Source organism: Paenibacillus kobensis NBRC 15729 (genome assembly GCF_004000825.1).
GTDB classification, from domain to species: Bacteria; Bacillota; Bacilli; order Paenibacillales; family Paenibacillaceae; genus Paenibacillus_T; species Paenibacillus_T kobensis.
This window is the reverse complement of the sequence record NZ_BILZ01000049.1, coordinates 1-13,053: the sequence shown is the minus strand read 5'-3', so window position 1 is coordinate 13,053 and position 13,053 is coordinate 1. Positions and strand designations below refer to the sequence as shown.

At 52.1% G+C, this 13,053-nt stretch carries 13 protein-coding genes and 1 pseudogene; all 14 read right to left on the bottom strand.

The features are described from left to right. Window positions 1-44: 44 nt before the first annotated feature. On the bottom strand, window positions 45-548 hold the full coding sequence (locus PKO01S_RS22045) for a DinB family protein (protein WP_127533604.1): 504 nt from the start codon (window positions 546-548) through the stop codon (window positions 45-47). A 135-nt stretch (window positions 549-683) separates the two neighbouring features. Then, on the bottom strand, window positions 684-1,232 hold the full coding sequence (locus tag PKO01S_RS22040) for a dihydrofolate reductase family protein (protein ID WP_127533603.1): 549 nt from the start codon (window positions 1,230-1,232) through the stop codon (window positions 684-686). A 170-nt stretch (window positions 1,233-1,402) separates the two neighbouring features. After that, complete coding sequence (locus tag PKO01S_RS22035) at window positions 1,403-1,921, bottom strand: adenylyl-sulfate kinase (RefSeq protein WP_127533602.1); 519 nt, start codon at window positions 1,919-1,921, stop codon at window positions 1,403-1,405. A gap of 12 nt (window positions 1,922-1,933) precedes the next feature. After that, window positions 1,934-2,965 (bottom strand): hypothetical protein, encoded by a 1,032-nt coding sequence (locus PKO01S_RS22030; protein WP_127533601.1) that lies wholly within the window; start codon window positions 2,963-2,965, stop codon window positions 1,934-1,936. Then, window positions 2,962-3,729, bottom strand: a complete 768-nt coding sequence (locus PKO01S_RS22025; RefSeq protein ID WP_127533600.1) for a phosphocholine cytidylyltransferase family protein — start codon at window positions 3,727-3,729, stop codon at window positions 2,962-2,964. Before PKO01S_RS22025 ends, PKO01S_RS22030 begins: the two co-directional genes overlap by 4 nt. After that, window positions 3,726-4,493: a class I SAM-dependent methyltransferase gene (locus PKO01S_RS22020; protein ID WP_127533599.1), complete on the bottom strand. Its 768-nt coding sequence runs from the start codon at window positions 4,491-4,493 to the stop codon at window positions 3,726-3,728. Before PKO01S_RS22020 ends, PKO01S_RS22025 begins: the two co-directional genes overlap by 4 nt. Before the next feature lie 40 nt (window positions 4,494-4,533). Continuing rightward, on the bottom strand, window positions 4,534-5,139 hold the full coding sequence (locus tag PKO01S_RS22015) for a gamma-glutamyl-gamma-aminobutyrate hydrolase family protein (protein WP_127533598.1): 606 nt from the start codon (window positions 5,137-5,139) through the stop codon (window positions 4,534-4,536). Continuing rightward, window positions 5,136-7,490 (bottom strand): PEP/pyruvate-binding domain-containing protein, encoded by a 2,355-nt coding sequence (locus tag PKO01S_RS22010; RefSeq protein ID WP_127533597.1) that lies wholly within the window; start codon window positions 7,488-7,490, stop codon window positions 5,136-5,138. The genes PKO01S_RS22015 and PKO01S_RS22010 overlap by 4 nt, the downstream gene beginning before the upstream one ends. Next, on the bottom strand, window positions 7,487-10,246 hold the full coding sequence (locus PKO01S_RS22005; protein WP_127533596.1) for an AMP-binding protein: 2,760 nt from the start codon (window positions 10,244-10,246) through the stop codon (window positions 7,487-7,489). Before PKO01S_RS22005 ends, PKO01S_RS22010 begins: the two co-directional genes overlap by 4 nt. After that, window positions 10,209-11,084, bottom strand: a complete 876-nt coding sequence (locus tag PKO01S_RS22000) for a hypothetical protein (protein WP_127533595.1) — start codon at window positions 11,082-11,084, stop codon at window positions 10,209-10,211. The genes PKO01S_RS22005 and PKO01S_RS22000 overlap by 38 nt, the downstream gene beginning before the upstream one ends. 15 nt (window positions 11,085-11,099) lie before the next feature. Then, window positions 11,100-12,266 (bottom strand): beta-ketoacyl-[acyl-carrier-protein] synthase family protein, encoded by a 1,167-nt coding sequence (locus tag PKO01S_RS21995; protein ID WP_164779708.1) that lies wholly within the window; start codon window positions 12,264-12,266, stop codon window positions 11,100-11,102. 26 nt (window positions 12,267-12,292) lie between these two features. Then, window positions 12,293-12,565 carry a phosphopantetheine-binding protein gene (locus tag PKO01S_RS21990; RefSeq protein WP_127533593.1) on the bottom strand — a complete coding sequence of 91 codons (273 nt, stop codon included), beginning with the start codon at window positions 12,563-12,565 and terminating at the stop codon, window positions 12,293-12,295. Then, window positions 12,562-12,828 carry an acyl carrier protein gene (locus PKO01S_RS21985; protein ID WP_127533592.1) on the bottom strand — a complete coding sequence of 89 codons (267 nt, stop codon included), beginning with the start codon at window positions 12,826-12,828 and terminating at the stop codon, window positions 12,562-12,564. The genes PKO01S_RS21990 and PKO01S_RS21985 overlap by 4 nt, the downstream gene beginning before the upstream one ends. Before the next feature lie 37 nt (window positions 12,829-12,865). After that, window positions 12,866-13,053, bottom strand: a pseudogene (locus PKO01S_RS29155) (hypothetical protein); the annotation flags it as partial.

The window sequence follows — 13,053 nt, the reverse complement described above, 5'->3', positions numbered from 1 at the left end:
AATCTATAAGTGTGCGTTCATGCAGTGGCAGTTCAGTATATTTCTTATGCTGAACTGCCGCTTTTTTGTTGCAGTACGTTCATGATTTGATTCCGATGATGCTGGTCATGATCGTTAAACTCGTGAATGATGAACAGCAGCGAATACGGTGTACCGGTGTGAGGGCAATGAGATACTCCGTTTGCTGTTACGGGCTTCACAGCCGTATCGTAATTGGCGATTAGGCAGTCCACCAACTGAAGCCGCGTATGCTTGAATTCTTCCAGCAGCTGCAGCTGTGAAACTCCTGATCTTGCATATGTGTACGCCGCTTCATTGAACAAATCGAAATCCGGAAAAACCATTCCTTCTCCATTATGGACCGCCGGAATAACATTCGTAATGATATAGTCGTCCCACTGCTGAAGATGGGCAACGATCTCACCCACTGATGCTTTGCCTTCCGAGACCGGCCGCCGCCAGACGCTGTCTTGTACGTCATGCAGCGTATCCGTCCACGTTGTAAACTGCTTAAACCGAAGGATCGTTTCCTCGCTAAGATGAATCACTCAGCACCTCCTATGAACAAATCGGAGAACCGTTCAATTCGATTTCCATCTTCATTATAGAACATATGTTCCTATTTTGCAAACAATTCCAGCATCAATACAAACAAAAAAGCTGCCTAAGCAGCTTGGATAGAGCTATCGTGTCCGATAGATGAGTTGAACGACCCCGGATGAGAATGTTCTTGCATCAACCAAAGTGAGATTCAGCGTCTCTTTAATATCTGTAAATAACGGCTTACCCTCCCCTAATACAACAGGGTGAACCGACAGGCGATACTCATCCACTAGCCCTAGATGGATAAAAGTTGTAATAAGGCTAGCTCCGCCATAAAGCCAAATGTCTTTCCCGGGTTTATTTTTTAATCGGTTTACCTCTTCCGGAATATTTTCATTTATGAATTTTACTGTAGCATCCGTCTCTTTCTGTGTTCGGGAGAACACGATTTTTTCTTTACTATGAACGTTGTCCCACAACTCTTTCTCAACATCGGAACAGTTATCTTCGGGTATAAATTGTCCCCATAAATCATAACTCTTTCTTCCATACACAATCGTATCTATCGTACTTAAGAAGTCAACAAACCCCATTTCAGCGTCCATTATGCACCAGTCTACTTCGCCATTCTTACCTTCAATAAATCCGTCTAAAGTAACCGCTAAATCCAAAATTACTTTTCTCTTCATTATTTGATGCTCCTTCCGTTCATTATGCTGCCGGGTTCAACCTCATGATTGATCATTATAGCGCACAAACGTTCGCACCTTCAACCTGCTCGGCTCGTCAAGCTATCCGTCGTAACAAAAACGGATGAGAAGAGCAACCCGCTCTCATCTCATCCGTATTCATCGGCTTTCTAACTCACATCCAGTGCAAGTATGCGGCTTACAATCTGCTCCGGCGTTATCTCACCCTCGTTATCCACGACAAGATGCGCCTCCCTCGGCTCCTCTATTGCTATCGTCATGCCCGCTACCTCTTGATTGCTCCCATTCATGGCGACAGAGTAAAGCCCTTTCTGATTGCGCGCGACAAGTGTATCCAACGAAACACGCAAATAAATTTCCCGGTACGACGATATATGGCTCCGATTCCAGTCCCGGCAAGCATGGAACATGGAGATCGTCGCACATACAACGTCGATGCCCTGTTCCGCCAATAGCCGGCACAGCTTCGCATTGCGCATGGCGCTGCGTCTTCGGTCCTCCTGCGAGTAGCCGAGATCGTGGCCGAACGCCTCTCGCAGCGCGTCTCCATCCAACAGAACAACCGGTTTCCCCTGCGATTTCAACCTTTCGCATAAGAGTGACCCGACCGTCGTCTTGCCCGAGCCGGATAGTCCGGTAATCCAATATACAGTGCCTGTACGGTTCATCCTTCTATCCCCTCAATCCAGCTTCAATCGGTCAACCAACCGTTCTAGCAATTGCTCCTCTTGCAAACACTCCGCTATATAAGCATCCATCTTCGCAAAATAGTGGACGGGCTCCGGTTTCATCGGCATCATGATGTAGATAAGCAGCTTCGAGCGAATGAGGCCCCAAGTTTTGTGCAGCTTCGTGAACTCGGCATGAAGTATTTCCCCGTCCTGAGCTGACAGCTTGCCGGCGCTCATTAGATCTTCTACCAACATCATATTGCGATGCTGATAAAATACCGGTGTCGACAGCCGGTTATGAACATTCGTGTCCGTAACGGCAACGTGCGCAGCAGCCTCTTCGAACCGTTGACGGTACTCTTTAACCGCGTCGAATCCTTTAATGTACGTTACGGCATCCTGTTCAACGGACTGACTGTTCAGTTGGCCTTCGATATTCCGAATGATCGTCTCCACTGGAACGTCGCGGCTTACACGGTCATTGATCACTTGAATGCCCATCGCGAACTTATATTCTGCTGGTATCGACTCGTAGGAAATGGCGATGTCACGGTAACTGACCTCATACGATTCGAACTTTGAAGAGAAATCCTCGATCAGGTGGACGATTTCCCGATCATCGTCGAATCCGTAAATCATAATCGGATGTACGAGATCCGCCTTCCCGAACTCCGGACAAATCGGCAGATGATACCGGTTCAGCCTGACGAACGTATAAATTCCGTCTTTGATATAACGTTTAACTGTATCTATGATATCGGTACGATCGGATACCGGAATATCGAGTGTCTTCATGTATTGATTGAACACGTCTTCAGGTAACCGCTTCCGCACATGGGGCAAGAGAAGCCCATTGTTCTGCCGACGGCTGAACTCCGCTTCCGGCATACGGCTTCTGTCCGCGATAGGCATCTCATACCGGGAACTGACGTAAGGCACGAGCATGCGAAAAGACGGATCCCGCGTCATCATGATCCCGAACACATTATTCCAATAGCAATCGACGCGGTTTTCATTGTATGGCACGAACGCAAGCTTCATCGCTGTTCCCTCCTCTCTAACACCTGCGGGTCTAGCAGAACATGCGAATAATGCTGCTCGTACAGCTGCAAGTCGCTTTCGCTGTCCACCTCAAGCCATGGCCCTTCATATGGTATCGCACGAACAGGCGCGCCGCTCTTCACAAGTCTGGACAGCAATGCTGTCATATCCATGGATCGAACTTCAGACTCTTCCAGTCCGCTAATAAATTGCTCGATCATCCGCCATCCGTCAGGAGACAGCATCATTAGGCCCATGTACTGCCCTTGCACCTCATCCATGCTCGCCGGTCTCCCGCCAATCTCGGTCACGAAGCCGTTCTCATCCATTCGGAACGTCTCCGCATCGGACAGCGGATCTGTGAACCGGGCTTGCCATAACGGGAGCCAGTTCACGTTATAAGGGATGACGATCGGTTCGTCCCGTTCTTTCAGTGCCTCTGCGACGTCCGGCTGATAGACAATATCGGAATAACTGACGAAACATCGATCCGCTTCCAGCCACGATCGCGCCTGCATGAGACTGACAAGCATGTTCGTTGCGTTCCAATTCTCATTTTGAAAATAAAACGCACCGGGAACTTGAATCCGCTCCGCTTTGTATCCGCGTACAATGCCAATCATGCCGATGCCGGCGAGCCGAATCGATTCCAACTGCCGGTCCAGCAGCGTTCTTCCGCCTAACCGGACCATGCATTTCGGCACGTCCTCCGTCATCCTTCCGAGCCTGCTGCCTCTTCCGGCCGCTAAGACGATTGCTCTCATAGCGCTTGCACGGTCCAAGCGCGCGTCTTGTACGGCACATCAATCGTATCGATATCGCCAAGGTACCGGTCGATTTCATCCAATATGCGTTCGAACCGTTCCGGTCCGGCTTGTACTTGAATGTCGTTCACAGAACGCCACGCATTCATATACCGCTCCTTCGTCATCTGAACCGTATGCGGCGCTTCCATAAAAATCATCCGACCGAATTGGCCGGTCTGAACCAAATCTTCTTCAACCCCCGACATATTCGAGCTAAGACCGGAAGACACCCGTTTCAGGTCCGGTACATAATGCTGAACGATGCTCTCGATGTGCTGATGCTGCTCGCTCCGGCCAATATCCCGCGGATTCCACAGCGCTGTGAAGAAGCCGCCCTCGCCTAGTATCCGGTGAAACTCGTTCAACGCTACCTTTTTGTCCGTCCAATGGAAAGAGGAGGCCATGAACACCCAGTTCACGGCATTGTCTTCCAACCCAGTATCTTCGGCAAAGCCGTGCATCCACCGGAAGCGGTTTATCGTATTGTTGAGCCGAACCGCCTCTTCACGCATCGCGTCATTCGGCTCCACGGCATAGCCCTGAAGACCGAGCGCAGCCAGCATTTCCGTCAGTTTGCCGGTTCCCGCCCCTACGTCTGCAGCCATGCCAAAGTCAGCTTTATTCGCACCTGTATGCGACATCAACGCCTTTAATACGTCGACGGAATAGCCGGGACGGTTCACATATTGTTTCGCTAATGCTGTAAAGTCACCATGTTTCATCACAAATTCCTCCTATCGTTCATAACCGTTCGTCGGTTGTTTAAGATCCGTTCGACAGCCAATTCCGGATCCATTGCACATCTTCCGGATCCGGAGGGAATGTCCGTTCCGGATGCCACATAATGCCTCTCAGCTTGTCCGTTGCATGCTCTACCGCCTCAACGACGCCATCTTCCGCTGCCGCCCGAATAACCAGTTCTTTCGTTGAATGCCGGGCTCCGAACCGGTGAAAGCTGTTTCGCCGAAAGCTTCTCGTCCCGCTCGTCACGCTATGGATGGAAGCAATATGGCCCTGTACCTCGGATAATGGAACGCCGCAATAATCTTGAATCATCTGCATGCCCCGGCATACGCCGAGCAGCGGAAGCTTGCGTTCGACTGCATATTCAATCAAATACATCTCCGCTTCATCCCGCTCCGGTGCATCGCCTCCGTACTTGGCCAGATCGTTGCCGCCGGTCAGCACGATACCGCAGATTGGCATGCACTTCAAAAGCAATTGCACGGCAAGCAACCGGTTAGGCAGGACGAGCGGGACGAACCCGCAGCTTGTCAGCAGCTCAATCCACCGCTGGTCGAGCGCATCCCTACGTTCGCCATATGCGGTTATGACGTCCACCCGCTGCGTTACCGCGATCAGCTTCATTGCACAACGCTCACTTTCTTGCCGGCGCAGTCGATAGCCAGCACCTTCGCTCTGCTGTAATGTTGAAACAGCGTTTCCCCGACGCCAATGACAGCCGGTATCGTCAGTTCTCCCGCCCTGATGGCCATATGGGAATTCGCTCCGCCGAACATCGTAATAAAACCGGCAAGCTTATGAGCGAAAATCCAGTCATAGCCCGGATCGGCGCTTTCGATCATGACAATGGCGCCATCCAGCCTCTGAAGACCGTCGAGCTCTTCGACGAATACGAGCGGTGCGGTCACGCTCTTCAGCGTCACATAATTCGGCTCCTGCTCCGGCAGAGAGAACGCCCATACGTCCGAAGGCTCCGTAATGAGCGGCGGCAGCGTCAACTGTAACGTGTCCGCATAACGTTTCTTGCCTGCCGAGATGCTGTCCGTCATCAACTCCAGCAGATCGCACTCGGATTCATAAGCTTGTTTAATGAGCCGAATATCGGCATACGATGCGTCCTCGATCGTAAACCCGAGCTCCTCGGCCAATTGTCCGAACAACCGGAGCGCGTCGCTTAAGCTTTTGGTGAACACGAATTTCGAATATTCACGCCCCTCGATCGCCAGCTTGAAGAAAGCGAACAACGTCAACACATCGCCGCCTAACAAGTCATGTTGAACGAGCAGTTGCTTGATCCGGTCGAACTGTTTCAGTGTGAGCGAGAATGACGGCTTCTCATGTCCGGCAGCACAATCGTCACGATTGCTGCGGTTTCCATGAAAATCAAAATATCGGTCCGGAGCTTCATCGTACCGGGCAGAACGAATATCATATGTACCTGGCCTCAAATGGCCGTACCGGGCCAGAAATTCGTCCGGTGCAAGGCAAGCCAGATCGGCGCTCAACCGGGAACTTACCGTCTCGAGCGAGCTCATATAGTTGTTGTATTCTTGTTCGTTCAGAATGCCGGTTTCGATAAGCGACCGAAGCATTTGCACCGCAACGAAGCCGCCGCGCGCAAGACCAGCGAACGGCAGCGTCCCGTACCGCTTGCAATCTTCGAGCAGCCAATAGATTTTCGACACGGTATCGAGCGGGCTGTCCAATATTTGTTGCCGCTTCGAATCCAACTGATCGATCTTGGCCAAATCTTTCGTTAATAGTCCGTTATCAACCGAAAGGATATGATTCGTCAACCGCTTCAAGCTTCGGCACAGTTCATCGGTCTCTGCGTTCGTAAAACTATGCTGATGCAAAGCCTGAACCCGCTCCTCCAAGTCAAACGTAAAGCAGGAGAAAAGAATCTCGAACTCGACCTTATCATGGTAATGCGGCTCCGTCGTCAGCTTATCCAAGTAGTAATTCAGCAGCTTGTCGCTTAACGCATCATCGAGTGCCTCAGGAACGAATGAATTGAAACTGACCCTCACATCGATATAAGGAATACCGCCGAAATTCATAAGCAGCGGAAAGCTCCGGACGTTCTTGTACCCGTAGTTGCTTCGCTGATAGGCCCATATGCTATCGGTTACTAGCTCCTTATACAAGGACAAAGCGAGAGGCCTTGGCCGGATGCCGATGATTTCGGCCGGGTTCCAATCGGGCATGACGCCGTACACGGTACGTTTGCCGTACAAGTAAGGCTTTCTTGCCTGCGCCAGCAACGCCTTCTCATGGATACGCGACAAGATCGCAGCCTGCTTCCCGGCAACAGCGAGCGGCTGCGTAACAATAAGAGGCCGCACCTGCAGCAAATACAAGTTGCCGCAGCTGTCCATAGCGAATTCGATGTCCAGCTTGTCTGTATGCAGCAGCGATTCTAAATCCATAACGAGCGAGACGACGCGGTCAAGCGGTTCATGGGCCAGCTGCTTGGCGCCTTTGAAATAATAATAAGTCGACAGCATATTCGTAGAGCCGGACGTCACGGAAGACGTGGAGCCGGAAGAATCGTCATAATTGATAACGATATATTGGCCGCCCGAATTCGGATCGACGCTGAAGGCGACACCGCTCAATGCAATTTCGTCCAGCATCGGCTGAATGAATATTTGTTGGCTTGGATCGGACTCCGAATAGGAAGCCCTCACTTGCTCTACCGCCCGCTCCAACTCCTCTTCCCCTCGTACGTCAAGTACCGACACATACCGCCCCGCCATAGAGGAGTCGAAACCGTCCTCCCCTTGAGCACTGCTTCTGACGATAAGAGGGATGTTCAGCCACGAACGGGATGCGAGCGTATGAATGACCGAATGCCGGCTGCCGTCCCACTGCTCCACTAGAAACCGGAATTGAGGAAGAACAGTCGCATAAGGAATCAAACCTTCGAGCCTTTCCAGCGTCTCCGCCTTCGTCCCGAATTGAACGGCCGTCATGGCCTGCCCCCTGGCGATAACCGTTTGACACGGTAGTCCAGCCGGTCATCCGTCCCTCGCGACCGCTCTTCTCTAAGCATCTTCGCGAATAAACGGTAAATCATCGCCCGGTTGGAAGCCCGCTCCGACTCTTGATCGCTCCACAGCTGTTCGAATTTGAACGGCAGCTTCAGCATTTCGTTCAGTTGATCGTCATTGTCATAGTCATGGCTCTCGTAGCCCCAAGCCTTGTATTTTACGCGCAGCATGCTCTCTAGCCGAAACTTGTCGAACGATGAGAGCAACTCGTCGTACGAATTCGAGATCGTCTTCGTATTAAATCCCGACACTAAGGCGGAGGTCAGCGTATTCCACCATTTTTTGCCGCCGAAAGTACTTTGAAGAAGCGAATCGTTCCACTCAATGCCGAGCGTGCCGCAGAGCAAGTCCAGCGTAGCGCGCGGCTCCGTATGGAGATCCTCCAACTTCATAACCGCCGTGCGACTTGTCCACTCCGCAGAGGCAGGAACACTTTGGAACAGCGATACGATCTGAAAACTTAAGTTGTACAGATTCGCTTGACCCGAAGCGAGCTGGAATTTCAGCGCGGAAGCGAAGGCAATAACAGGATTCCGGACGACATGCAGCAGCACCGTCTGAGGGAACAGCTTTACAAGGCGCTCCGTCTCTTCCGCTCGGGTAGCGAAATGAATGCCGCCCTCCACGATGACCGGAATGCCTTCCGTAAAATCGTACGTTCGACCAAGCGCATAGGCAGCCGAAAGCTGGACGGCTTGATAGAACAGCTTCATATCCGGCTTGTCCCCGTTGCTCATGATCTGTGCAAAATAGTGCTTAAACCGAGCCCGGTCAAGCGTGAACAATTCATCCCGGTTGACGCCTAATGTACACATCCCGTTCATCCTCGGTTCGTCGTACGTCACGCCTTCATTGAACAGCTCTTCGAATGTATCGAAAATGGTTCCGATCAGCGCCTCGACGTCCAGCCGTCCTTCATGATCCTTCATTTGTTCGTTCCACAGCTCGAAGATACGCGGACCGTCGAGCATCGTAACGATGACGTCCGGATGACCGTCCAGCAAGCTCTTCACTAAGTGAGTGCCGCTTCTGCCGTAGCAATACACGCTGAAGACTTTGTTCAGCGACATCGCGCATTCCCGCAGCGATAACGGGACAACCGTTATCCGCTCCTTAACCCGCGCAACACCATCCTCCGCCTGCTTGCGCTGCTGATCTTTAACAGACGTCCGCAGCGCCCTGCGGTACAAATCGCCCGCCTCCAGCGAGCGCTGCCGGCGCTCGGCAATGCCGCCTAACTGCAATAGCAGCATAGCATCATCCGGCTGGCGAAGCAGGGCACTCGTAAGCCGCTGTTCCATCAGCTCAAGCCGTGCTTCAGGCGAGCGGACCACTTTGCCGGTCGACGTGCGTGGAATCTCTTCGACCCGGTAAAACCGCTTGGGCACCTTGTAATCTGCCATCCGCTCTCTGCACCAATCGCGAAGCGCGAGATCTTGAAGCATTCCATTATGCTGGATGTAAGCCTCCAGTACGTACTTGTCGTCCGAAGGGCAGACGAGCACGTCAAGCACCTCCGGATGCTGTTTGATGACCGCCTCCACTTCCATCACATTCACTTTCAATCCGCCGATCGAGACGATCGTATCGATCCTTCCGTGAACGAACAGCCGGTTGTCAGCGTCAATGCTTCCCGCATCGTTCGTCCGGAACCAACCGTCTGTATACCGCTCGCTCCCTTGCGGTCCAATATACGGCGTTGCAGCGAGCTTCACGCGTATTTCACCATCAGCGGCGGACAATTGCACGCCCGGCAAAATAGAACCGGCGCTTGCCGGAGCGCTGCCGTCCCAATCCATCGTCAGGACGCCTGTTTCGCTCGTGCCGTATTGCTGGCCAATCGAAACGCGGTATTTGGAATAGAACCGTTCATGCACTTGCGCATCCAGCGCTTCTCCAGCCGATATAGCATGCTTGAGATCCGGAAGCGGCTCTTGTCCGTTCGCATCAGCCAACAGCCGGTAATGAAACGGAACTCCGTACATGACCGTAATCCGCTCTTGACGCAGCGCTTGCACAATATGCCGGCTTTGGCTGCTGGACACAAAGTATAATGAAGCACCGATAACCAACGTTTGCAATAATGCGTTCAACAATCCGTAAGTATGGCTCATCGGCGTGAGGCCAAGCACCCGGTCGTCTGCCGTCAACAATGGAATGGATGTCAGCTTGTGCATATCACCGACGATATCTTCCGTCGTTCTGCCAATCGCCTTCGGAATGCCGGTCGATCCGGATGTGAACAGCACAAGCACATGTTCCGGACGGTGGACGAGACCGGTAGGGCGATCCATGATTTCAATGTCCGTTTCTTCTTGAAAAGCTTTTGCCGAACTGGATTGCGGAACCGTGTACACGTAATAATTCGGCTGATAGGAGTCAAGCAGTGCCGTCGTTTCGGCCGCCTTCAGCCGCGTATCGATCAACATCGCCTGCGCGCCTTGCTTCCATATCGCATACAGCAAATACACATAAGTGAACGAGTTGCTCACCTTGAGCGCGACAAGGCTTCCCTGCTTTATGCCCTGCTGCTCCAACCACTGCCTTCTTGCTTCGATCGCTTCTTCCAGCTCCGCATACGTGACAGCATATTTGCCGTTCATCGCGATACGGCTTGGATTCGAAAGATTCAGCAGCCGGTCATACAAGGTGAGGCCTTCTGACAATTGTAATGGCATAATGGTCACCTCCGAAGGTCACGTCCGTGACGGTACGCTCATTGCTTATCGATTCATCCAACCGGCTCAGCTGTTCAACGGCAAGCACAAGATTCAAGAGTCCCTCGTTGCCGATGAACCGGATCGGACTCGAGACTAGCCCTGCGGTATCTGCAAGCCTCTCTTCGGACGCTTTCCGAGCAATCTCCTGCACCTCTATCACCGGACCGTTCTCCCCTCGATCCTTCCCGGAAAGATCGCATTCCTCCAGCAATAGAGATACGACAGTATCCCGCGATACAACGGGCTCATCGCCTTTCGCCAAATGGGCGAACATCTCATCTGCGCGGTCGCTCTGAATCTCGACTCCGATAATTAACACCTGCTCGACATCCGCCATCGACAGATAAATCTCCGCCATCTCCAGCAATGCGGCGGCTGCTCCTCCGCTATACGTTATGCAGGTGAACATTTCTGTCAGTTGAAAACGGTTCGATGCATAGCCAAGTATCGAGTTCGGCACCGATTGGTAGAACAACAGCGGATTGCGGATTTTGCCGGACAACAGGTTGCGGCTGGCTAAGTCCGCTGTCGCCGTATCGCCGAAAGTGCTGCCTAGTATAATCGCAAGCTTATTTTGATCGCGTATCCGTTCATTCTCGAAATGATGTTGAATCGTGCGGTATACCAGCGGGCTAAAGGTCGATTCGATAAAGCCTGGAACCGGCGGAATAGATGCTTGCCGTGCGTCCGATTCGCTGCCGCATCCGCCGTGTTCCGCACGATTGCAGTAATCAACGAATGCCTCGATCGTTTCTCCCCATGGGCCTATGCACGACATGGACGTAATGGCTAACATGCAAGGCACCGCCCCTTATTTAAGTTTTCGCATAATAATGGCCGTGTTGTTGCCGCCGAACGAAGCATTGATACTCAAGACGGTATCGACTTCTTGATGTCTTGGCTGATTCGGAATGTAGTCAAGGTCACATAACGGGTCCGGCTCCTCGTAGCCAACCGTAGGCGGAAGAATGCCCTCGTTCATTGCGATGATTGAAATCGCCGTCTCGACCGCACCTGTCCCTTCCAAAATGTGGCCCGTCATCGTCTTCGTCGACGAGATCGGAATACGGTACGCATGCTCGCCGAACGCCTGCTTGATGCCAAGCGTCTCGCTCTTATCGTTATAAGGCGTGCCGGTGCCGTGCGCGTTAATATAATGGACCCCCACTTTATCTATCGACGATGTTCGAAGCGCCTTCTCGACTGCCCTTGTGACACCTGCACCTTCCGGGTGAGGCTGGCTGACGTGAAAAGCATCGCAGGAAAGCCCCCAACCGGCCATTTCGGCCAAGATCGGCGCTTGCCGGCGCTTCGCAGATTCATAGCTTTCGAGAACGAGCATGGCGCCGCCGTCTCCAAGCAGCATTCCCGTCCGGTTGCGGGAGAACGAACGGATTCGACCGTCGCTTGCGAACGCGCGCCCCGAATCGAATTTCGCATACATCTCTTCCGTTACAAGCGAATAACCGCCGCAAAGGACCCTATCCGCCCTGTTCTGCTTGATGAGCTCATAGGCAATGCCGATCGCATTGCTCGAAGCAATGCATGCATTATTTAATACGATTTTCTTCCCGCGGCCATTCAAGCCGAACCGGTGTGACAACGCTTCCAAATGACAGGAGGGCATAAATTCAGCAATACGCGAATCGTACAACTCCTGTTCCCTGCGCAACTTCCAATACTGGCTTAGCGCGTCATAATCGCCTTGAATGCCTAGCACAAGCGAAGCTTCTTCCGCATCGGAGCCGGACAAGCCGGCGGATCGAATCGCATCTTCTGTGCAGCGAATTCCGAGATCGAGCAGCGATCCTTCGAAATCGGACTGCGCGGCAACTGCCGACCGGAACTTGGCTGCATCGAATCGGGTTATGGGACGAAACTGGTGTACGCCTGCCAGAATCGTATGTTTAACGGTCTCTGCTCCGAAGCCGGAAGGCGTCATAATGCCGATACCGGTTACGACGACTCGAGCGGACATGATTACACCCCCTGTGATGTCGAACATTATTGACTGTCTTCTGGCAGCAATATAATACCTTTCTCACTTAAAAGCGAATAGATTTCTCTCACCGATCCGAATTTCTCATAATCGGCGTCATCCAGCTCCAATTCGATCCCTAGCCGCTGTTCGAGCCCTTCCACAAACCAAACAAGCGATAACGAATCGAGCATAATCGGCGTGTCGAAGTCTATCTGTTCGTCGATTGAACTGTATAGCTTGCGTTCATGAAGCAGCTCCAGCAACGACTCCTGCGTTATCGACGGCTCAGCAATCATTGTGCACCTTCCCGGTCACCGATCAAATCGGTTAACTGGCCGATTGTATAATCATAAATTTGCTTCAACTCTTCATCAGGAACCGAAATGCCATAATTCGCTTCCAGCCGGACGACAAGCTCAATTACCTTGATCGAATCAAGCTCCATTCCGCCCGCACCCAGCAGTGTTGCATCCGTTATTGGACCTTCCGGAAGCGGCATATTCAAGCTGGTTCCAATAATTTGCACTATGTCGCTGATTAGCTTCTCTTTCGTATGCATGGTGTATCAGCTCCTTCTATTCGGTTGTCAATTCGTGCTAGGCGATCGGATTGCGAACCGCTTGTGTCATGATGAGTTCTGGGTTGAAATACTCCAAGAGATGTATACCGGTCCGTTGATCGGAGGAAAAAGAAATTGTGTATTCCTTGTAAGGAATCTGAGGATGTGTGTGAAATTGCAGTTGATACGGCTTGCGGAACAAATCGACAACTTCATGGGGGCTTC